Raw genomic sequence first — 21,746 nt, forward strand, 5'->3', positions numbered from 1 at the left:
CGCAAATTTTCAGGGCCGGGCCGTGATGCCTCGGCCGGCAACTAGAGCACCCCGGACTTTACCAATGACAATGCACCGTTACCGCAGCCATACCTGTGCCCAGTTGAGGAAGAGCGACGTCGGCTCGACCGTTCGCCTGTCGGGCTGGGTGCATCGCGTGCGCGATCATGGCGGCCTGCTCTTCATCGACCTGCGCGACAATTATGGCTTGACCCAGATCGTCGCCGATCCGGATTCGCCTGCCTTCAAGGTTGCCGAGACCGTGCGCGGCGAGTGGGTCATTCGGGTCGACGGCGAGGTCAAGGCGCGCTTGCCCGAGACCACCAACGCCAATTTGCCGACCGGCGAGATCGAGATATTCGCCCGCGAGATCGAGGTGCTGTCGGCGGCCAAGGAATTGCCGCTGCCGGTGTTCGGCGAGCCCGACTATCCCGAGGATATCAGGCTGAAATACCGTTTTCTCGACCTGCGCCGCGAGACGCTGCACAAGAACATCATTGCGCGGACAAAAATCATCGCGGAAATGCGCAAGCGCATGGGCGATGTCGGCTTCACCGAATTCTCGACGCCGATCCTCACCGCCTCGTCGCCGGAAGGCGCGCGCGACTTCCTGGTGCCGTCGCGCATCCACCCCGGCACCTTCTACGCGCTGCCGCAGGCGCCGCAGCAGTACAAGCAGCTGATCATGGTGTCGGGCTTCGACCGCTATTTCCAGATCGCGCCCTGCTTCCGCGACGAGGATCCGCGCGCCGATCGTCTGCCCGGCGAATTCTACCAGCTCGACCTCGAAATGAGCTTCGTCGAACAGGACGACGTGCTGTCGACCATGGAGCCGGTCATGCGCGGGGTCTTCGAGACCTTCGCCAACGGCAAGCCGGTGACGCAGAAATTCCAGCGCATCCCCTATGATGTCGCCATGCGCAAGTACGGTTCCGACAAGCCGGACCTGCGCAACCCGATCGAGATGCAGGCCGTTTCCGACCATTTTCGCGATTCCGGCTTCAAGGTGTTCGCCAACATCCTGGCCAACGATCCGAAGGCCGAAGTATGGGGCATTCCGGCCAAGACCGGCGGCAGCCGCGCCTTCTGCGACCGCATGAATTCCTGGGCGCAGGGCGAGGGCCAGCCGGGGCTGGGCTATATCTTCTGGCGCAAGGAGGGCGACAAGCTCGAAGGCGCCGGCCCGCTCGCCAAGAACATCGGCGAGGAGCGCACCGAGGCGATCCGCCTTCAACTCGGCCTTGCCGATGGCGACGCCGCCTTCTTCGTTGCAGGCGATCCGAAGAAATTCGTCTCCTTTGCGGGTGCCGCGCGCACGCGCGCCGGCGAGGAACTGAACCTTGTCGATCGCGAGCGTTTCGAACTGTGCTGGATCGTCGACTTCCCGTTCTTCGAGTGGAACGAGGAAGAGAAGAAGATCGACTTCGCCCACAACCCGTTCTCGATGCCGCAAGGTGGCATCGATGCGCTGAATGGCGAGGACCTGCTCGGCATCAAGGCGTTCCAGTACGATATGGTCTGCAACGGGTTCGAGATCGCCAGCGGCGGTATCCGCAACCATCTGCCCGAAACCATGGTCAAGGCGTTCGAGACGGTCGGGCTGGATCGCGCCACGGTCGAGGAGCGCTTCGGCGGCCTCTATCGTGCCTTCCAGTATGGCGCGCCGCCGCATGGCGGCATGGCCGCCGGTGTCGACCGCGTCGTCATGCTGCTGCTCGGCGCCAAGAACCTGCGTGAGATCACCATGTTCCCGATGAACCAGCAGGCCTACGATCTGTTGATGAACGCACCGTCGGAAGCGAGCCCGCAGCAGCTTCGCGAGCTGGCGCTGCGCGTTGCCGTGCCCAAGAAGGACGCCTGATCGCGCTTCGGGCGATGCCTTAAAGAACCGCCCGAACCGATTCTTTCGATTCGCTGATCCCGACAAAAAAAGCCCGGCATGCCGGGCTTTTCGCATATTGAGATCGCTTCGATCAGTCTTCGTTGGCCTTGACGGTGACGCCGAGCGTCTTCGGCAGGTCGAGCGGGTTGGACATGGCGCCCGCCATGATCAGTGCGAACGGCACGGATGCCGGCGGCTCGGCCGAGATTTCGAGGCTCTTCGGATCGTCGAGGAATTTGCTGACCGCGGCCGTAACCTGCGCCGTCAGTTCCGGATTGTTGAGCTGCGCCATGCCGAACGGCACGATCGCCTTGGCCTGGTTGGCGATGTCCTTGCCGGACATGCCTTGCTGCTTGCCGACATAGTCCAGAACCTTGTTGGTCAGCGAATCGTCGTCGAAGCGGATCGAGGCGCTGTTGAACGAAAGCTGCTGCAACAGGCCGAGCATGGCCATGCCTTGCGCCGAATTGTCGGCGCCTTCAGGCTGTGCCGCCATCTTCTTCTGCATTTCCTGCAGCGACTTGATAAAATCCAGCGTGTAGCCGCCGAGATTGAAGGTCATGCCGAGCGTGCCGGCATTCTCGACCGAGATGTCGTATTTCGACAGTTCCATCTTGCCGTCCGTGGGCTGCCAGGTGCCGGCCATTTCGAGATTGCCCGCGATGTTCTGGTAGCCGAGCGCGTTGATGACTTCCTTGGACTTGGGATCGTCCACCAGCGTCAGGTCGGCGTTGAATTTCTCCGTGGTGGCGGTGAATTCCATTGCCTTGCCGTCCGCCGGCGGCGTGATTTCGATGGCAAGCCCGTCCATCGAGAAGGCGGTCTTGTCGGCGACCTTGACGGTCATGTTCGAGAGTTCGGCGGACTTGTACATCATCAGCGAGCCGAGCGGGCCGGTGGCGCCGTCGGCCGGAACTGTCATGTCATGGATGACGAAGGGGCTGAGGTCGAGGGTGACGCCGTCCTTGCTGTGTGTGAAGGCAGCCGTCGATACGGTGGCGATGTCATAGCCGCCATTTGCCTCGGTCACACCTTCGAGTTTGACGTCGCCGATGGGAAGCGCTTCCTTCTCCGCCGCCGGTTTGATGGCAACGCCCTGCAGCACCATGCTGGTGTTGTCGCCGGTCACGCCGGTCCAGGTGATGTCGACACCTTGTGCGACAAGCGCGGCCTTCAGCCGGTCGGCCACTGCCGTATCCTGTGCGAGGGCCGCATTCAGCGGCAGCGTGAGCAAGAAGGTCGAAAGGGCTAATTTCCTAAGAGTTGAGCGTTTGATTGTCATCGCAAGGTCCCTGAGAGTGTCCTGAAATTGTTTTTCAATTATTTGCGCCATCACCATTCCGTGACGAACTGGACCGGAAAAAGGCGTGTCCCGGCACAATGGTCAAAAATCGCGGTGAAAGGCAAACCTGATCCCGCCGTCTTTGCGCAAACCGGTGAATTTGTCATGAAGAGCCGATAGCCGGATACTCGTCACGCTTGGCCATAGAACCCGCATGTAACAGCCTGATGTTGGCCGACATCCCCCGCGGTGCGGTTTCATGTTGCAGAAGGGCCGGTATCTCTGTCGGGCTCTTGCCGCGAATCACCCGCTCGGCTAGTCCGAGCCCATGGGAAAAAGGCTTTTGCCGCCTGAAAATGGCGGTGGCGATCATATCGAGCCGGTCGATCTGAAGAAGGCGCTGGAAGAGCGCTATCTCGCCTATGCGCTGTCGACCATCATGCACCGGGCGCTGCCCGACGTGCGCGACGGACTGAAGCCGGTCCATCGCCGCATCATGCACGCCATGCGCCTGCTGCGGCTCAACCCCGACCAGGGCTTTGCCAAATGCGCCCGCATCGTCGGCGAGGTGATGGGCAAGTTCCACCCGCATGGCGACCAGTCGATCTATGACGCGCTGGTGCGGTTGGCGCAGGATTTTTCGATGCGCTATCCCCTGGTCGACGGGCAGGGCAATTTCGGCAACATCGACGGTGATAACGCCGCCGCCATGCGCTACACCGAAGCGCGCATGACCGATGTGGCGACCGAACTGTTGTCCGGCATCACCGAGGATGCCGTCGATTATCGGCCGACCTACAATGAAGAAGACGAGGAGCCGGTGGTTTTGCCCGGCGCCTTTCCGAATCTGCTGGCCAACGGCTCGTCCGGCATCGCGGTGGGCATGGCGACATCGATCCCGCCCCACAACGCCGCGGAGCTTTGCGATGCCGCACTTCACCTGATCGAAAACCGGGACGCGCCGGTGGCGAAGCTGATGGACTTTGTCCAGGGGCCGGATTTCCCGACCGGCGGTATCATCGTCGACAGCCGCGCCTCGATCCTCGAAGCCTACGAAACCGGCCGCGGTGGCTTTCGCGTGCGCTCGAAGTGGTTCCAGGAGGACCAGGGCAGGGGTACCTGGAGCATCGTCGTCACCGAAATTCCCTATGGCGTGCAGAAGGCGCGGCTGATCGAGAAGATCGCCGAGCTGCTGATGGCGCGCAAGCTGCCGCTGCTCGAGGACATCAGGGACGAAAGCGCCGAGGACATCCGCGTCGTGCTGGTGCCGAAGAGCCGTTCGGTCGACCCCGGCATCCTGATGGAATCGCTGTTCAAGCTCACCGAACTCGAAAGCCGCTTCCCGCTCAACATGAATGTGCTGTCGCGCGGTAAGGTGCCCAATGTGCTGTCGCTGAAGGGCGTGCTGCAGGAATGGCTCGAGCATCGCCGCGACGTTTTGGTCCGCCGCTCGAAACACCGCCTCGGTGAGATCGAACGGCGCCTGGAAATCCTTGCCGGTTACCTGATCGCCTACCTCAACATCGACGAGGTGATCAGGATCATCCGCGAGGAGGATGAGCCAAAGCAGGTCATGATGGCCCGTTGGTCGCTCACCGACACCCAGGCCGAAGCCATCCTCAACATGCGGCTGCGCGCTTTGCGCAAGCTGGAAGAATTCGAGATCCGCAAGGAATTCGACGGACTGAGCGCCGAGAAGAAGCAGATCGAGGCACTGCTTGCTTCGAACGAGAAGCAGTGGGCGACGATCAAATGGGAAGTCACCAACATCCGCGACAAGTTCGGTCCGGAGACCGAACTCGGCAAGCGCCGCACCCAGTTCGCCGACGCGCCCGAGCATGATCTGACCGACATCGCACATGCCATGATCGAGCGCGAGCCGGTCACCGTCGTCGTCTCGGAAAAGGGCTGGCTGCGGGCGATGAAGGGGCATCTGGCCGATCTCTCGACGCTGACCTTCAAGGAGGGCGACAGCCTCAAGCTCGCCTTCCATGCCCAGACCACCGACAAGGTGCTGGTCTTCACCACCGGCGGCAAATTCTACACCATCGGCGCCGACCGGCTGCCTGGCGGGCGAGGCCATGGCGAGCCGATCCGCATCATCGTCGACATGGACAATGACCAGGACATCGTCACCGCCTTCGTTCACGACCCAAAGCGCAAGCTGCTGCTGGCCTCGCACGACGCCAACGGTTTCATCGTGCCGGAGGAGGAAGTCGTCGCCAACACCCGCAAGGGCAAGCAGGTGATGAACGTCAAGGCGCCGGACGAAGCCAAGCGCTGCATCCCGGTCACCGGTGACCATCTCGCCATCGTCGGCGAGAACCGAAAGATGCTGGTGTTCGCGCTCGCCGAGATTCCGGAGATGGGCCGCGGCAAGGGCGTGCGCCTGCAGAAATACAAGGATGGCGGCCTTCTCGACCTCAAGCCGTTCACGCTGGAGACCGGCCTATCCTGGCAGGATTCGGCCGACCGCACTTTCATCCGGTCGCGTGAGGAACTGACTGAGTGGATCGGCGCTCGCGCCTCAGCCGGACGCATGGTGCCGAAGGGATTCCCGAGGACGGGGAAATTTGGGTAGCGGCAGTTTTCAGGTTTGAAAATCTCAGGCGCTAGCAATCCTTCACACCCCCCTCTGTCCTGCCGGACATCTCCCCCGCAAGGGGGGAGATCGGAAGCTTCGCCCTTTCTGCCCGCTTTTCCAATGTTGGCGATTTGCGAAAGCCGACATGACAGCCAATCTCCCTCCTTGCGGGGGAGATGTCCGGCAGGACAGAGGGGGATGCTGGCCCGCGGCGACGCCAATGGCGCGCGCAGCTCCATCACCATTTGGACTATCGTCACGATTGCTGCACTATATCAGTGCATAGACAGGAGGGGTGTTTGGGAGAGCCAGGCGTTTGAAGGAAGCAAGAATCCAGAAACCGGAACGGCAGCAGCGCCTGTTCGGCCTGTCGACGCCGCTCAGGTCCGCCGTCATCCCGCCGCTGTCGGCGGCGCGCTGGCTGCTGGTGCTGATCGTCGCCGCCGGCGTTTATTTCTTCCACGGCTTCCTGTTTCCGGTGCTGGCGGCGCTCGTCATCGCTTTCGCCAGCTGGCCGCTTTACCGCCGCCTGCTTGTCGCGGTCAGTGGCAACCGCACCATCGCCGCGACCTTAGCCATCCTCTTCATCCTCGCCTTCCTGGTGATCCCGATCGCGCTCGCCGGCACCTATGCGATCAACGAGGTCCGCGAATGGGTCGCCTGGGCGATCGAGACCAACCGTCATGGCGCGGTGACACCGCACTGGATCGCCACGCTGCCTGTCGTGGGCGAGTGGCTGAACCAGCAGTGGACGACCAATTTCGGCCATCCAGGCGGCATCGGTGAACTGATCCAGCTGGTCAGCGGCGCCAATATCGGCAGCATCTATCGCGGTGTGCTGGCGGCCGGCGGCAGCGCTTTCGGCCTGCTGTTGACGCTTTTGTTCATGATGATCGCGCTGTTCTTCGCCTATCGCGACGGCGAGCATTTTGCCGGCCAGGTCGACCGCCTCGGCGAGCGCATCCTGCCGGCCAGATGGGAGCGGATCTCGCGCGTCGTGCCGGCAACGATCTCTTCGACGGTGACCGGTATGACCGTCATCGCCATCGGCGAAGGCCTGGTGCTCGGCATTGCCTATTGGCTGGCCGGCGTGCCGTCGCCGGTAACCCTCGGCGCCCTGACCGGCGTCATGGCGCTGATCCCCGGCGGTGCACCGCTGTCCTTCACGCTGGTCTCGATCTACCTCGCCGCCAGCGGATCGCCGATGGCCGGGCTGGCGCTGTTCCTGTGGGGCGCGGTCGAGCTGTTCATCGTCGACAAGACATTGCGCCCGAAACTCGTCGGCGGGCCGATAAAACTGCCCTTCCTGCCGACCTTTTTCGGCCTGATCGGCGGCGTCAAGACCATGGGGTTTCTCGGCCTGTTCATCGGCCCGGTGCTGATGGCCCTGCTGGTCGCAATCTGGCGCGAATGGCTGCGCGAGGTCGAACTGGCCGATGACGTCGCTCCCGATGCCGTGGCCGAGATCGAAGGCGGGCCACCACAGATCGAGATTGTCGCCGAGAAAAAGGCCAGAGTCTGATCTTCAGGATCACAACACGGCTCACCTGGCATCGCGTTTGGGGAGTATCCTGCGCATGTTTTTGCGATTCGTTCGGCCAAGAATCATTGAGGGCACGCAGGCGCGCGAAGGTTTTTTTGCCGCTGCCTACGAATTGCGAGGCCAAACGGATGTTGATCAACACACGTTGGATCGGCTGGAAGATAGTCTTGCCTGGTTTCGACAGAACCTTCCGATACCGCACGTTTCAACCTTTCAAGATCGAAAGGTTTTTACCGGAAACAGACGACCCAGGGAATAAGCTGGTTCAAGCCAACAGCAACTGAACATTTGGCAAGGGCTTATGATCTCGCGGCGTTCCTTGCGCAGCATGGGCATCATGTCGAGGTCATGAAGAGTTCCCGTCTAGGATATGTCGTCTACGAGGACGAATACCAGATCGTTGCAGAGCCTTTTTCAGATACTGCAACGCGTTGAGTGCACTGAGGGTCTGGAACGACGGCTGTCCACCCTCTAAGTCGGGTAAGCGACGGCGAGTGCCGCCCGGCGCTTGCGCCCCTCCTGCAGTTGCCACAGCGAATGGGCGATCAGCGTCACGATCAGGATCCCGCCGCCGACCAGGCTGTTGCGCGTCGGCGTTTCGGCAAAGATCATCCACACCCAGACCGGCGCCAGCACCGTTTCGAGCAGGTAGAACATCGCCACTTCAGGCCCCGAAATGTATTTCGGTCCATTGGCGAGGCAGAAGAACGAGATCGGCATGATGACGGCGCCGTTGAGGATGATCCACCATGGCGCCTCCACCCGAAAGCCGGTCCTGGAAACCATGAACGCCGCCAGCCCGAAAGGCAGGATGACGCCGATCAGCGCGGTAAAGCCCATGTCCTTGCCGCTGGCGCGCGAGATGGTGATGGCGCAAGCGATCAGGAAGGCCGAACACAACGCCATCACGTCGCCGAACAGATTTCCGGTGCCGACGGAATCGCCGACGATGATGGCGACGCCGACGATCATCATTGCCAGTGCCGCAAGGGTCAGCGGCCGCGGCCGCTCCTTCAGGAACACCCACGACAGCAGCGCGGCGAACATGGTGGTGAAGGCCAGGATGAAAACCAGGTTGGCGGTCGAAGTGTTGTAGACGCCGGTGATGAAGGCAATCGCGCCGAGCCCGTAGATCGCGGCAACGATCAGACCAGACCAGCCCGGGACAAGCTGCGGCGCATTCTTGCTGAACGAGCGCCAGATGGTCCACATGATCAGTGCCGCGGCCAAGGTGCAGCCGGTGCGCAGCAGCAAGATTGTCCACGCCTCGCCGTGGGCGAGCCGGATCAGCGGGATATCCACGGTCAGCGTCAGCCCGCCAAATGCGGTGAGCAGAAGTCCTTTGGTGTGAGTATCGTGAGATGACATGCAGCGACTTTCACAATGAATTCGGGAGAGGATGGCGGACCGGCGCAATCTCACGCTCTCCGCCAACCAGCGGAAAGACCAGCATCGTCTCGATTGAAAATGTTTAAGCCCGGACTTGGGAAAGACTAATCAGCGCGCGACCGCTTCGTTGGTGTAGCGCTCCCAGCCCTTCGGGCCGAGATGCTCCTGCGGCATGAAGCGCATCTTATAATTCATCTTGCGCGAGCCGTTGACCCAGTAGCCGAGATAGACATGGGGCAGGCCCATCGCCCTGGCGCGGGCGATGTGGTCGAGGATCATGAACGTGCCGAGCGACCGTTCCTCGAAATCGGGATTGAAGTAGGAATAGACCATCGACAGGCCGTCGGCCATCTTGTCGGTGAGCGCCACCGCGATCAGCTCGCCCTGTCCCTTGCCGGTGATGAACGTATCGGGTCCACGCCGCCGATACTCGATCACCTTGGTGTCGACATGGGTATCCTCGACCATCATCGCATAGTCGAGCACCGTCATGTCGGACATGCCGCCACGGCGGTGGCGGGCGTCGAGATAGCTGCGGAACAGGGAATATTGTTCGGTCGAAGGCTCGGCATTGTGCATGTGGCCGACGAGGTCGGAATTGTGCTGCAGCACGCGCTTCATGTTGCGGCTGGCGACGAATTCCTGGGCGAGGATGCGTACCGAAACACAGGCGCGGCAGGTCTCGCAGGCCGGCCTGTAGGCGATATTCTGCGAGCGCCGGAAGCCGCCTTGCGTCAAGAGGTCGTTCATCTCCGCCGCCTTGTCGCCGACCAGGTGCGTGAACACCTTGCGCTCGAACTGGCCGTCGAGATAGGGGCACGGCGAAGGCGCGGTCAGGAAGAACTGCGGCGACTGGGTCGGATGCTGCGTCATCGAGCCTTGGAAACACTCCTTCGAATCGCTCTACCTTTGGCGCGGACGGCGAAAAATTCAACAGGATTGTGTGGGCGTGGTCGACTCGACGCCTTCACATTTACGCTCAATCGGTTGCGACTGCTCTTCAGAGGGCCGTTTCAGCGGTCGGTGCGGCTGACGACCGTGCCAAGCAAAAGATCGTGCAAGGTGCGCTTGCGGTCGGAAAACAGCGTCACCAGCAGGACGAGCGGCGACAGGATGACATTGCCGGCCCAGAACAGCACCGAATGGACGACCGCGGTGAGGCCGTCGATCGGCCTGCCGTCGAGCCGGTCAAGGCGGATGCCCATCATCTTCATGCCCGTGGTGGCCTGGTCGGTGCTGCCCAGCGTGTTCCAGATGTAGAGGATGGCGACGGCCGGTACCAGGATGCCGAACAGCATCCAGCCAAGCCCGAGGGTCAAAAGCCCGAGGAAGAACACCAGAATGGCAAACGGAATGGTAAGCAGCGCGACGATGACATAGTCGATTACGAAAGCCAGAATGCGCTTCGTGCGCACACCGTCATAGGCCCTGACATCGTCGAGCCTGCTGGTGATGATTTCGCTGTCGAGAACGCGCGCGTCCATGTCATTTCCTCGTAACAAGGTCCGACATAGGGTGCGGACCGCTCAGCCATGAAATGGTGAAGGCCTGTGGCGGAATCAAGATCGGGCTTCTTGCGGTGCGCCGGCCTTCAAGGCGCCAGGCGCAATCTGAACCGGTTGAACTTGCGGCGCGGATAGCATTAGCTTGCTGCGGCGCAGCAAAAGCGCACATGGCAGGGGACGGGGCAATATGGACTACGACATGCTGGTCATCGGCAGCGGCCCTTCCGGTCGTCGGGCCGCGGTGCAGTCGGCCAAGCTCGGCAAGTCGGTGCTGGTGGTCGATCGCGGCCGGCGTCTGGGCGGTGTCTCGGTGCATACCGGCACCATCCCGTCGAAAACGCTGCGCGAAACGGTGCTCAACCTTTCGGGTTGGCGTGAGCGCGGCTTCTACGGGCGCGGCTACCGGGTCAAGCAAGACATCTCGGTCGGCGATCTGGTCGAGCGCCTGCACAAGACGCTCGACCATGAGGTCGAGGTGCTGCAGCACCAGTTCATGCGCAACACGGTCAAGAGCGCCCGGGCTGCGGTGAAATTCCTTGGCCCCGACAAGGTCAGCCTGACCACCGACACCGGCGACTACAGCGAGGTCGGTTTTGCCAATGCGCTGATCGCGGTCGGCACCAGGCCGCACCGGCCGCGCGACGTGCCTTTCGACAAGACCCGCATCTTCGACAGTGACGAGATGCTGGAGCTTGATCGCTTGCCGCGCACGCTGACCGTGATCGGCGCCGGCGTCATCGGGGTCGAATATGCCACGATCTTTTCCGCGCTTGACGTGCCGGTAACCTTGGTCGAGCCGCGCAACTCCATCCTCGATTTCGTCGACCGCGAGATCGTCGACGATTTCATTCACCAGATGCGCGATCGTGGCATGACCATCCGGCTGGGCAGCGCGGTGAAGGAAATCCGCTCCAAGCCTGATGTCGCCGAGGTGGAACTGGCCGATGGCCGCACTATCCGTTCCGAGGTCGTGCTCTACGCCGCCGGTCGCACCGGCAATGTCGGCAGCCTGGGCCTCGATGTGGTCGGTATCGACGCCGATTCCAGGGGCCGTATCAAGGTCGATCCGCATACGTTCCAGACCAGAGTGCCGAACATCTACGCCGCCGGCGACGTCATCGGCTTTCCGAGCCTGGCCTCGACGTCGATGGAGCAGGGCAGGGTAGCCGCCTGCCATGCCTTCGGCGTGCCTTTGCCGCCGCCACCGGAAACATTCCCCTATGGCATCTATGCGGTGCCGGAAATCTCGACGGTTGGCCAGTCCGAGGAACAGGTGCGTGAAAGCGGTGCGGCCTATGAGGTCGGCGTGGCGCGCTTTCGCGAAACCTCGCGCGGCCACATCATGGGCGTCAACACCGGTTTCCTGAAGCTGCTCTTTTCGATCGAAACGCGCCGTCTGCTCGGCGCGCACATCATCGGCGAGGGCGCCACCGAACTCATCCACATCGGCCAGGCGGTGATCAATCTCGGCGGCACCGTCGACTTCTTCGTCAACAACACCTTCAACTATCCGACGCTTGCCGAAGCCTACAAGATCGCCGGACTGGATGCCTGGAACAGGATGGGACGGGGGTAGGCAGACTGGTCATGCTGGTGAGTCCGTCAGCCTGCCTGCGCCGCCGATCCCCGCAGCCATTGCCTGACGATTGCCGCGTCAGCGCTGCCGAATTCATGACCTGATGAGACAATCCGGGCGTCGATCTCGGCGCCATGCTGGCTGAGCAATGTCACCAGAGCAGGGGCGAAGGGCGAATAGGTGAGATCCGCGGCGCCGGCGATCATCAGGACGCGCACCTTTGACAAATCCGTCGCCGGCACATCATCGAGCACCGGCATCGGCCGCAGCAGTGCGGCGCGCTCTATAAGAGCCGGATGCAGCAGCATCAGGCTCGAAATCAGATTGGCGCCGTTCGAATAGCCGAGGAACGTCGCGCGTGAGATATCGAGATGGTGGCGTCTGGCCGCGTCGGCGACGAAGCCCGCAAAGGCATCGGTCTCGGTGCGGATGCTGTGCTGTTCGAAGCGCGTCGGCGTGATGCGCCCGAACCAGCGGAAACCATCCTCCTGGACAATGCGGCCACGCACCGTGATCAGCTTGGCCCGCGGTGCGATCTCCCGTGCCAGCGGCACCAATGTCGTCTCGTCGACACCCGATCCATGCAGCAGGAAGAGACATTCGCCGGTTGAATCCGCCGGGCTGTAAAGCCGGTAGCTGAAGGCGAGATCACGCCGCAGCGCACCATCTTGTGAGGTCTCTTCGATCATCGCGCATCCTCTTGATTATATGAGGTTTCGCTCATTTGCCGGCTTCAAAACGCAATATTTTCAAGCTCCGCGAAAGTTGATTGAACCGGGCGCATTACAGTCCGTTTCTCCGCCGATAACATTCCTTCGGGAGGAATCGAAGCGGTGCGCCGGGGGTCGCATTGCGCGGTATGAACAACCAGCTTTGAGGCCTTTTTGTCGATGACCACCCAGATTTCCCCGGACCGCGATGCGCGTGTCCCGGATCGCACTGAGCGCGACACGCGCATAGACGTGCTCCGTGCTCTCGCTTTGCTGACCATCTATGTCGACCATGTGCCAGGTACCGCCTTCGAGTATCTGACCTACAAGAATTTCGGCTTTTCCGATGCGGCGGAAGTCTTCGTACTGATCTCCGGCATCTCGGTCGCACTTGCCTATGGCAGGAAATTCCAACCTGGAAACCGGCTGCTGGCAACGTTGAAGATGTGGCGCCGCGCCGGTGTCCTCTATGCCGCCCACATCGTCACCACCATGGTGGTGATGGCCATCTTCTGCGCGGCGGCAGTGTTCGTCAGGCGGCCGGAGCTTCTGACGATGATCAACATCGAGCCGTTGATCAAGAATACGCCGCAGGTGCTGATCGGCATCGTGACGCTCGGCCACCAACTCGGCTACAACAACATACTGCCCGTCTATGCGGTGCTGCTCTTGCTGACGCCGGTGTTCCTGCTCATTGTCAGCTATCGGCCGGTCTTGGCACTGGTCGCCTCCGGCGCCCTGTGGCTGGTCGCGGGGGTTTATCAAATTGCTCCGCCCAACTATCCCGAGCCCGGCTTCTGGTTTCTCAACCCGCTGTCGTGGCAGTTCCTTTTCAACATCGGCCTGGCAGGTGCATTGCATGCGCGTCGCGGCGGTACCATCCCGGTCAATCGCTGGCTGGTTGGCGCTGCCTTGGCCTACACCGCTGTGGCACTGGTCTGGGTGCACAGCCCGCTTTGGGGGCATATCTCCTGGTTTGGCCTGCCTCCGGTGCTGACCGGCTTCGACAAGACGTTTCTGTCGCTGCCGAGGCTGCTGCATATATTGGCGGTGAGCTACCTGATCGTGGCATTCCCGGCGGTCTCGAACCTGTTTCGCACCGGACGCGATCATCCGCTTGCCATATTGGGCAAACGATCGCTGCCGGTTTTCATTGCCGGCACGGTGCTCGCGATGGCGGCGCAGGTGCTGAAGCTGATCAATCCGGGCGGATTTGCCTATGACAGCCTGTTGATATCGGCCGGCATCGTCATGCAGTTCGCGCTTGCCTACTATCTCGAATGGCTTTCGGGACTTGGCTGGTCCGCCAAAAGCAGGCCGGCTCACGCCGCACCGCCCGTCCATGCTGCATCCTTCGCGATGCCGACCATGGCGACAAGAATGGGCCGTTGAGCTTAGGCGGGCGAGGGGCCGGATGAAGCTCGCACCACGAGTTGGACCGGCAGCGATTGCCGGCTGAATGAGCCATCATTTTCAAGGATCGCCTTGACGGCAAGACGGCCCATCTCGGCGATCGGCTGGACGATCGTGGTCAGCGGCGGACTGGAAACCGCTCCTTCCGGAACACCGTCGAAGCCGACGATCGAAACGTCGCCGGGTACCGTGACGCCACGCTGCCGCAGCCAGTCCAATGCATGCAAGGCCATCCTGTCTGACATAGCCAGGATGGCGGTCGGGGTCTCGGCGCCGGCGAAAATATGATCGAGGCCGGCCCGCACGCTTTCCTCGTCATTGACGGTTTCGTAGATCGGCACACGCTCGACGTCGATGTCGACGCGGGAGAGTTCCGCGAAATAGCCACGCAGGCGGTCGCGCGTCCCGGAATAGAGGGCCTTCTCCATCTGCTCCCTTGTGGTGGGGCCGAAGCCGGAGTCCGCGACGGGCAGGGCAAGCACGGCAAAGCGGCGATGTCCGAGTTCGGTCAGGTGGCGGGCCGCCAGGCCAGCCCCGGCGATGTTGTCGACGCCGATCGCTGCAACGGCGTCGTCGTCGTCCGAATCGAGATCGAGCGCGACAAAGGGGAGTTTGCGTTCACGCGCCAGTTCGACCAGCCTTGAACCGCCATCGACGCAAAAGACGATGAAACCGTCGACCAGCGCACTCTGTATGTTCCAGGCAAGCTGTTCGTTGTTGGCTGCGGAGACCAGCGAAATCCCCGCACCGGTCGCGTCGCAAGCCTGCGAGATGCTGGCCATCATCACCCGGGCAAAGGGGTCGTCGAAGAAATAGGAGAGGGGTTCCGCGGTCGCGACACCGATGGCATTGACCTTGCCGGCGCGCAGCAGCCGGCCCTTGGGATCGGGGCCGCCATATCCCATGGCCTCGGCTGCCGCCTTGACCCGCTCGCGGACCTCCTCGCGCACGATCTCCGGACGGGCGAACACGTTGGACGCGGTGCCGTGCGATACGCCGGCTGCCTTGGCGATGTCCGCCAACCGGACCGGTCTTGTCTTTGCAGAGATAAGTGGCGCCATCTTCGTCTCCTGAATTCTTCCCATCTAACACTTTCGTTGGATCGGTTCAAATTTTGACTTGATCGAAGCCTCGATAAGGCCTATGTTTGAATCGATCCAAGGGAATGCCGGTCGTCAGGATTGGATCGATTCAACATCAAGCAGGGAGTTGTGTCATGCATCCCGTCAATTTTCTGTTCGAAGACATTTACCGCAACGACTGGAGCATCTCGTCGAACACCGCGACGCAGAGGCGTCGTGGCAAAGCCGGTCCATGGGTCCGCGAGCTGCGGTTCCTTGTGGAGCGCAAGCGGAGCTGAGCGGGGCGGTTTTTCGTGCCCATCGATTGGATCGATTCAAACACTGGAAGGAGTGCACATCATGCATCCCGTGAGCTATCTATTTGAAGACATCTATCGCAACTATTGGGGCATCGCGCCGGCTTCCGAACGGCCGGAGCGGCGTCGGTTGGCAAGGTTCCGGCGGCGCAATCGCGAATTGGTCATCCAGCCCGAGCCCCGGCAGAACTAACGGCCCGGCAAACGACGTTTGACAGGCGGAGGTCTGTTTATCGGGCAGGGCGCCCAGAGGCGTTCAGGAACGTGCGCGCACCAGTGCCGAGGCAGCGATCGCCAGCCAGCCGGCGATGAGCAGGGTGCCGCCGATCGGCGCCGACAGCGGGAACAGTCGCGACCCGATGAAATCGCGGGCTAGCAGATCGCCGCAGAAAAGCAGAAGCCCAACCAGCAGGATCAGGCTGGCGATGCGCAGGATCCGGTTTGCGCCAAGCAGTCCGGCGGCAAGGAAGACCGGCGCGTGCATCAGCAGGAACGATGCCGCGGTGCCGACGAAGGCGCCACCCAGATGCGCCGCCGCGGCCGACAGCGCCACACCCGCCGCGCCGCAGAGGCCGCTGGCCAGCACGAGGATACGGCTGCTGGCGCCGGAAAATTGCTCGGCCGTGCTCATGTCCGTGGCTCCGTGGCATCCGAGGGATATGCCTGACTCGGTCAGGGCTTGCCGGGGTTGGCGAGCATGTCCTGCGCGCGGCGTGATTGCGCCAGCCAGTTATACACCGCGCCCCCGCCCATCAAGACGGATGTGCCCAGAAACACCGAGCGCATGCCGAAATGACCACTGGCAAAGCCGCCCAGCAAGGGGCCGGCGACTTGCCCGACATACTGGGCGGAAATCGACAACCCGAGCACATTCCCGCCGACGCCATCGGGAACATTGTGGCGGATCACGCTGGTGATGCAGGGCAACAGACCGCCCAGCGCCAAGCCCATCAGGAAGCGCAGGCCGATGAGTTGCCAGCTTTGTGTGACGAAGGCCTGCGGGATCAGCAGCAGCGCCGAGACGGCAAGTGCGCCGATGATGACGTTCCAGTGGCCGACGCGGTCGGCGAGCTTGCCGAGGCGCGAGGCCGACAGGATGGCGCCAAGGGCCGCCGCCGACATGACGACGCCTGATATCATCGTGACGCGGCTTTGGTCCGCAATCAACTGCTGCACATAGACGGTGATGATCGGCTCGATCGACATGGTGGCGAAGCTCAACAGCATGCCGGTCGCCAGCATGGCGACGACAGGCCGCTTGTCGGGGATTTGTGCCCAGCCGCCTTTCTGCTTCTGCTTCGACGCGGCGTCTGCTGTTTTCGGCCGGGGATTCTCCTTGATTAGAAACGTGGTCGCCAGGAACGCCAGGAAGATGACGCCGCCGGAGAGGAGAAAGGTGGCGCGGATGCCGATCAGCGGCGGCAGGGCGCCGCCAACCAGCGGGCCGACCAGAGCCCCGCCCGTGATACCGGCCGACAGCAGGCCCAGCGCCCAGCCGGAACGCTCCTTGGGTGTCTGCATGGCGACGAGGATGGTCGACCCCGAGGAATAGCCGCCGGCAAAACCGATCAGCAGCCGCAGCAGCACCAGTTGCCAGACCGTCTGCACCATGCCGGTCAGCGACATGCATATGGCCATGCCAAAGCTGGCGCGAACCAGCATCACCTTGCGGCCGTAGCGGTCACCGAGACGTCCCCAGAGCGGCGCCACCAGCGCCGCAGCGAAGAACGTCGCGCCATAGGCGATCCCTGACCATTGCACGATCGCCGCGTGGCCCTCGGCACCCAGCTGCTCGATATAGAGCGGCAGGAATGGCAAAAGCAGCGTCATGGCGACAAGCGTCGAGAACGAGCCGGCAAAGCACACGAACAGGTTGCGCCGCCAGTGGATGTTGTAGGTGCTGTCGGTTGCCGGGGGCGTGCTCTGCTGCATGTCATATGTCCTGTCCCAGCAACTCTTTTATCGATGGTTGCTGCGGATACCAATTTGGGATACCAAGATGGTTCACGTCATGGACGCAAGCTTGGCCGCTGTCAATGCAACCTCAAATGTGATCGTCGTCAACGGTCGGAAGCCATCGGAAACCGGGAGCAAAAATGTCGCAGATGCAGAGCGTCGAGAAACAGCTTCGGCAAATGATCCTGGGCCTCGAGATCGGTCCCGGCGAGAAGCTGACCGAGCGCTGGATCGAGAGCCGCTTCGGCGCGTCGCGAACCCCGGTCAGGGCAGCACTGCTGCGGCTTGAGACCGAGGGCCTGGTCGGCAGGGACGGACGTGGCTGGACGGTGTCGCCGATCAATCTGGCTGAACTCGAGCAGATCGCCGTCTACAGGGAGGCGGTCGAGGTTGCGGCGCTTCGCCTGACATGCAGCCTGGCGGACCGGAGCGCCGTCGATGTCATCGAGGCGATGCTCGAGTCCTGCGACAACGACACGCCGCGCGAGGAATGGCATCGCGTCGGCATGGATTTTCACATCGAACTGGCGCGTCTGTCGGGCAATGAATTCCTGTTTAGGGCGGTGCGCGATGCCATGACGCGCCTGTCGCGGGCGCGCTGGCTGGAGGTTCGCGACGAAGCGGCCCTTGCCCGCGCCTGGGCTGAACATCGCGCCATTCTGGCGGCCACGCGCCTTGGCGACGCCGATGAAGCCGCGCGCCTGCTCTCGGTCCACATCGTCGGTAGCCGCGACCGGCTGGTGACGTCGCTCGCCAACGATCGGCGCGGTCTTCGCGCCAGAGGCTTTGCCGTCGTTGCTGCTTAAGAGTGGATGAAGGAGCGCAAAGCGGCGTCTGGACGTATGCGCACTTTCGCCTCGCTTCGCAGACGCCGATGGCGTAAGGAGCGGCCATGGAAAACAACCGATTTGAAACACCTGTGACTGTGAAGTCAGTCGCGGCGGGAAGCACTCAGCTCTTGCGCACGGCGCGTGAGGCTTCCGACTACCTCCTCAACAGCTGGCCCGGCAAGCGCAGCCCCAAGCATCGCGCGGCCCTGCAGGCCTGCCATGACGCACTGGCCGGCGACAAGCCGGCGATGAACGCCAGGCGCGCCTTCATCGCGGCAGCACGCGAAGTGGACGTGTTCATCAGCGACAAGGCGCCGGCCTGACACAAGGCGACATCCGGGGCGGCAATCCGAATTGGGGCGCGGCCCGCATCTGCGGGCCGTTTGCCGTCACTTTGCCGTTTCGGTTTCGGCTTCAGTCTCGTCTTCGGGCTTCGAACGTTCCCTCGCTGCAACCTTGGCTGCCAGCTTCTCGGCCTTCTTGGCCGCCTTCTGGCGGTCGCGTTCCTTGCGTTCCTGATCGTAATTTGGTGGTCGCGCCATATCGGCTCCTTTTCACTGCCTCGCGGCTCTGGTCCTGCCTAGGAGCATTAGCCGTCAAACACAACAGCTGAAGCGATAGTGCGTCGATGATGGCCAGGCTTGCAAGATGCGCGTCGCAATGAAGGGCCAGGCCCATCATTGCGGTGGCGATACCTATCGCCGTCGATTTGCCGATCAGATGCCGCTTCGGTCAATCACCAGATCGGCGGCACCAAAACGGTCCTTTGCCGTCAGTTGCTGGTGCCAGTAGGGATAGAGCAAGGGCGGCCGGCTGACCGCGTCGAGGCGCTCGCGCTCCTCGCCGGAAAGCACCAGGCTTGCCGCCGCGATGTTGTCCCGGAACTGCGTTTCCGTCCTGCCACCGATCACCAAGGAACTGATGGACGGCCGGCCAAGCAGCCAGGCCAGCGCCACCTGCGCTGCCGACACGCCGCGCTGCGCGCCGATCTCCACAAGCACATCGACGATCCGCCACAGCCGGTCCTCGTCGCGGATCGGCGGTTCGGACCAGCCGGCGAGCTGCCGGGCGGTGGGGCTGTCACGGCGGTATTTACCGGACAGCAATCCGCCGGCAAGCGGGCTCCAGACCAGAACGCCCAACCCCTGGTCGACGGAAATCGGCAGCAGTTCGTACTCCGCCTCGCGCGCTTCCAGCGTGTAATGGATCTGCTGCGTGACGAAGCGCGGCTGATGATGGCTGTCGCTGATGCCGAGCGCCTTCATCACCTGCCAGCCGGAATAGTTGGAGCAGCCGACATAGCGGATCTTGCCCTGGGCAACCAGCGTATCGAGCGCGGCGATGGTTTCCTCCAGCGGTGTTACGCCATCCCATTCGTGCAGGAAATAGATGTCGATGACGTCGGTCCTGAGCCGCTTCAGGCTCTTCTCGCATTCGCGGATCAGGTGATGGCGCGACAGGCCTTCATCGTTGGGACCTTTGCCGATCCGCATCCGTGCCTTGGAGGCGATCAGCACGTCGCCCTTGCGCTTGCCGCCGAGCGCTTCGCCGATGATTTCTTCGGAAATGCCGTTCGAATAGACGTTGGCGGTGTCGATGACATTGATGCCGGCGTCGATGCAGAGATCGATCATCCGGCGCGCCTCGTCGAGGTCGGTCTTGCCGACAGCCGAAAATGCGCCGGCGCCGCCGAAAGTCATGGTGCCCATGGTCAGCGTCGATACTTTCAGGCCGGAACGGCCGAGAGTGCGGTATTCCATGTCGGTCCTCGCGATTGCATTGAGAAGGGGTTGGGAAGGGCGCCCGAATGTGGCTGCTATTTGTAGGACAATTTGCGCGGCATGTCTCCATGCCAGGGCGGCGGATCGATCATGCCTCGCGGGTTTTTGCAGTGATGGCGATCAGGTCAGGCTGCAATAAAACCGTCATTGCGGGCCTATATTGAAGTCGGCTCAGGCGTTGCCGTTCCGGGCTGTAAGCCGGGAGTTTGGGGCGCCGATCGACAGAGCTTGCAAGTGGAGCAGCCGATAATGACCGAGCTAAAACAGAATTCTGCGGCCAGGGATTGGCTTGAAGCCGAACTCGCCGACACGCTCGACGAAGACTATGAGCTCGAAATGTCGGAGCCGGCGCTGTCGATGGAGATCGCCAAGATCTACAAGAATTCGCATCCGCCTTCGATCGATCGCATGCAATATTTTCGCGACCTGATCAGCCTGCAGTCCGAATTGATCAAGCTGCAGTCCTGGGTCGCCTACCACAAGAAGAAGCTGGTGGTGATCTTCGAGGGACGCGACTCGGCCGGCAAGGGCGGTGTCATCAAGCGCATCACCCAGCGGCTCAACCCCCGCATCTGCCGTGTCGTGGCACTGCCGGCACCGACCGAGCGCGAAAAGTCGCAATGGTATTTCCAGCGCTATGTCCCGCATCTGCCGGCCGGCGGCGAGATCGTGCTGTTCGACCGCTCATGGTACAACCGCTCGGGCGTCGAGCGGGTGATGGGTTTTGCCCAGCCCGATCAGGTCGAAGAATTCTTTCACGACGTGCCGGAGTTCGAGCGCATGCTGGTCCGCTCGGGCATTACCGTGGTCAAATACTGGTTCTCGATCACCGACGAGGAACAGCAGATGCGCTTCCTGATGCGCATCCATGATCCGATGAAGCAGTGGAAACTGTCGCCGATGGACCTGCAGTCGCGCGTGCGCTGGGAGCAATACACCAAGGCCAAGGAAGAGACCTTCGCCCGCACCAACATCTCGGAAGCGCCCTGGTTCATCGTCGAGGGCAACGACAAGAAGCGCGCGCGGCTGAACTGCATCGACCATCTGCTCAGGCAATTGCCTTACGAGGAGGTGCCGCACGAGGAGATCACGCTGCCGGAGCGCGTCTTCAACCCCGAATACGAACGCCAGGTGCTGCCGCGCGAGCTTTACGTGCCGGAGAAGTATTGAGATAGACGAAGCTGCGATCTCCCCCTCGAGGGGGGAGATTGGCTCTCCACCTACGCCCGCTTGATGATGACGTGCGTGGCGAGCGGCGTCGCCACCTGCTCGTTGCAGACATAACCGAGCTTGAGCATGTCCAGGCCGGTAAAAAGGTTCTCGCCCGTGCCCAGCAGCACCGGCGCGATCGCCAGATGCATCTCGTCGATCAGTTTTTCCTGCAGATATTGCCGGATGGTGGCGACGCCGCCGCCGACCCGCACGTCCTTGCCGCCAGCGGCAGCCTTAGCCTGTTCAAGAGCTGAATGGATACCGTCAGTGACGAAGTGGAAAGTGGTGCCGCCCTCCATCGTGATCGGTTCCCGCTTGTGATGGGTGAGCACGAAAACCGGCACATGATAGGGCGGGTTGTCGCCCCACCAGCCCTTCCAGCTGTCGTCAGGCCACTCGCCGCGGATCGGTCCGAACATGTTTCGGCCGAGGATCCAGGCGCCGACATTTTCGAAGCTGCGCGCCGCGAACGCCTCGTTGACGTCGGTGGTGCCGCCATCTTGTCCGAGCACCATCTCTCGGAAGGTGCGGGTGTCGACAAACCACTTGTGCAAGGATTCCCCACCGACGCCGAGCGGATTTTGCAGATCCTGATCAGGACCGGCGCCATAGCCGTCGAGCGACGGGGGAAAGCGTTGACGCGAAGTTTGGACATGCGAGCCTCCTCGATAACCAGTTGTATTTTGCAAGCAGTTGTTTTGTATC

The 21,746-nt window shown here is 62.1% G+C and carries 20 protein-coding genes and 1 pseudogene; 10 read left to right on the forward strand and 11 right to left on the reverse strand.

All coding sequences use genetic code 11. From position 1 onward, the window contains the following. The first annotated feature begins 70 nt into the window (after positions 1–70). Complete coding sequence (aspS, locus tag NKH97_RS23060) at positions 71–1,861, forward strand: aspartate--tRNA ligase (protein ID WP_023810199.1); 1,791 nt, start codon at positions 71–73, stop codon at positions 1,859–1,861. Positions 1,862–1,973: 112 nt separating this feature from the next. On the opposite strand, the gene NKH97_RS23065 is transcribed toward aspS, so the two are convergent. Then, a complete protein-coding gene (locus NKH97_RS23065; RefSeq protein ID WP_127267503.1) occupies positions 1,974–3,164 on the reverse strand; it encodes an aq_1923 C-terminal domain in 1,191 nt (396 codons plus the stop codon). 328 nt (positions 3,165–3,492) lie between these two features. On the opposite strand from NKH97_RS23065, the gene parC reads away from it, so the two are divergent. Next, positions 3,493–5,745 (forward strand): DNA topoisomerase IV subunit A, encoded by a 2,253-nt coding sequence (parC, locus tag NKH97_RS23070; protein WP_352774708.1) that lies wholly within the window; start codon positions 3,493–3,495, stop codon positions 5,743–5,745. Between the two features lie 319 nt (positions 5,746–6,064). Further along, positions 6,065–7,270 (forward strand): AI-2E family transporter, encoded by a 1,206-nt coding sequence (locus NKH97_RS23075; RefSeq protein WP_352798858.1) that lies wholly within the window; start codon positions 6,065–6,067, stop codon positions 7,268–7,270. A 492-nt stretch (positions 7,271–7,762) separates the two neighbouring features. Here the strand turns inward: NKH97_RS23075 and NKH97_RS23080 are convergent, their stop codons facing one another. The 3 genes from NKH97_RS23080 to NKH97_RS23090 all read right to left on the reverse strand — a co-directional run bounded on the left by NKH97_RS23080 (position 7,763) and on the right by NKH97_RS23090 (position 10,164). Further along, a complete protein-coding gene (locus tag NKH97_RS23080; protein ID WP_352774712.1) occupies positions 7,763–8,659 on the reverse strand; it encodes a DMT family transporter in 897 nt (298 codons plus the stop codon). Positions 8,660–8,788: 129 nt separating this feature from the next. Next, the gene (locus NKH97_RS23085) at positions 8,789–9,553 is read right to left on the reverse strand and encodes an arginyltransferase (RefSeq protein ID WP_023810205.1); all 765 of its coding nucleotides are present in this window, start codon (positions 9,551–9,553) and stop codon (positions 8,789–8,791) included. A gap of 140 nt (positions 9,554–9,693) precedes the next feature. Continuing rightward, complete coding sequence (locus tag NKH97_RS23090) at positions 9,694–10,164, reverse strand: RDD family protein (protein WP_352611689.1); 471 nt, start codon at positions 10,162–10,164, stop codon at positions 9,694–9,696. 208 nt (positions 10,165–10,372) lie between these two features. Here NKH97_RS23090 and sthA point away from each other — a divergent pair, with 208 nt between their 5' ends. After that, positions 10,373–11,761 (forward strand): Si-specific NAD(P)(+) transhydrogenase, encoded by a 1,389-nt coding sequence (gene sthA / locus NKH97_RS23095; protein WP_352611690.1) that lies wholly within the window; start codon positions 10,373–10,375, stop codon positions 11,759–11,761. Positions 11,762–11,787: 26 nt separating this feature from the next. Here sthA and NKH97_RS23100 read toward each other — a convergent pair whose 3' ends face one another. Continuing rightward, complete coding sequence (locus NKH97_RS23100; RefSeq protein WP_352798859.1) at positions 11,788–12,450, reverse strand: alpha/beta hydrolase; 663 nt, start codon at positions 12,448–12,450, stop codon at positions 11,788–11,790. Between the two features lie 201 nt (positions 12,451–12,651). On the opposite strand from NKH97_RS23100, the gene NKH97_RS23105 reads away from it, so the two are divergent. Beyond that, positions 12,652–13,863 (forward strand): OpgC family protein, encoded by a 1,212-nt coding sequence (locus NKH97_RS23105; RefSeq protein ID WP_352611692.1) that lies wholly within the window; start codon positions 12,652–12,654, stop codon positions 13,861–13,863. Between the two features lie 2 nt (positions 13,864–13,865). Here the strand turns inward: NKH97_RS23105 and NKH97_RS23110 are convergent, their stop codons facing one another. Then, positions 13,866–14,945, reverse strand: a complete 1,080-nt coding sequence (locus tag NKH97_RS23110) for a LacI family DNA-binding transcriptional regulator (RefSeq protein WP_128305702.1) — start codon at positions 14,943–14,945, stop codon at positions 13,866–13,868. Between the two features lie 155 nt (positions 14,946–15,100). Here NKH97_RS23110 and NKH97_RS23115 point away from each other — a divergent pair, with 155 nt between their 5' ends. Together NKH97_RS23115 and NKH97_RS23120 are read left to right on the forward strand one after the other, a co-directional pair. Then, complete coding sequence (locus NKH97_RS23115) at positions 15,101–15,244, forward strand: hypothetical protein (protein WP_127258133.1); 144 nt, start codon at positions 15,101–15,103, stop codon at positions 15,242–15,244. A 61-nt stretch (positions 15,245–15,305) separates the two neighbouring features. Next, complete coding sequence (locus NKH97_RS23120) at positions 15,306–15,455, forward strand: hypothetical protein (RefSeq protein ID WP_352798860.1); 150 nt, start codon at positions 15,306–15,308, stop codon at positions 15,453–15,455. Between the two features lie 63 nt (positions 15,456–15,518). Here the strand turns inward: NKH97_RS23120 and NKH97_RS23125 are convergent, their stop codons facing one another. Both NKH97_RS23125 and NKH97_RS23130 read right to left on the reverse strand, forming a co-directional pair. Then, positions 15,519–15,893, reverse strand: coding sequence for a DUF423 domain-containing protein (locus NKH97_RS23125; RefSeq protein ID WP_127258136.1), 375 nt, complete (start codon positions 15,891–15,893; stop codon positions 15,519–15,521). 41 nt (positions 15,894–15,934) lie between these two features. Continuing rightward, positions 15,935–17,194, reverse strand: a complete 1,260-nt coding sequence (locus tag NKH97_RS23130; protein WP_352611693.1) for a multidrug efflux MFS transporter — start codon at positions 17,192–17,194, stop codon at positions 15,935–15,937. Positions 17,195–17,358: 164 nt separating this feature from the next. On the opposite strand from NKH97_RS23130, the gene NKH97_RS23135 reads away from it, so the two are divergent. Both NKH97_RS23135 and NKH97_RS23140 read left to right on the forward strand, forming a co-directional pair. Next, positions 17,359–18,024: a GntR family transcriptional regulator gene (locus NKH97_RS23135; protein WP_128305704.1), complete on the forward strand. Its 666-nt coding sequence runs from the start codon at positions 17,359–17,361 to the stop codon at positions 18,022–18,024. Between the two features lie 86 nt (positions 18,025–18,110). Continuing rightward, the gene (locus NKH97_RS23140) at positions 18,111–18,371 is read left to right on the forward strand and encodes a DUF982 domain-containing protein (protein WP_352798861.1); all 261 of its coding nucleotides are present in this window, start codon (positions 18,111–18,113) and stop codon (positions 18,369–18,371) included. A 66-nt stretch (positions 18,372–18,437) separates the two neighbouring features. Here the strand turns inward: NKH97_RS23140 and NKH97_RS23145 are convergent, their stop codons facing one another. Beyond that, on the reverse strand, positions 18,438–18,590 hold the full coding sequence (locus NKH97_RS23145) for a hypothetical protein (RefSeq protein ID WP_013532262.1): 153 nt from the start codon (positions 18,588–18,590) through the stop codon (positions 18,438–18,440). A 174-nt stretch (positions 18,591–18,764) separates the two neighbouring features. Beyond that, entirely contained in the window at positions 18,765–19,808 is a 1,044-nt protein-coding gene (locus NKH97_RS23150; protein ID WP_352798862.1) for an aldo/keto reductase, read from the reverse strand. Positions 19,809–20,078: 270 nt separating this feature from the next. On the opposite strand from NKH97_RS23150, the gene ppk2 reads away from it, so the two are divergent. Beyond that, positions 20,079–20,999, forward strand: a complete 921-nt coding sequence (gene ppk2 / locus NKH97_RS23155) for a polyphosphate kinase 2 (protein WP_128305706.1) — start codon at positions 20,079–20,081, stop codon at positions 20,997–20,999. A 50-nt stretch (positions 21,000–21,049) separates the two neighbouring features. Here the strand turns inward: ppk2 and NKH97_RS23160 are convergent. After that, positions 21,050–21,696 (reverse strand): annotated as a pseudogene (locus tag NKH97_RS23160) (dihydrofolate reductase family protein). Positions 21,697–21,746 lie beyond the last annotated feature (50 nt).

Origin of the sequence: Mesorhizobium sp. M0870 (genome assembly GCF_040319775.1) — a bacterium.
GTDB lineage: Bacteria > Pseudomonadota > Alphaproteobacteria > Rhizobiales > Rhizobiaceae > Mesorhizobium.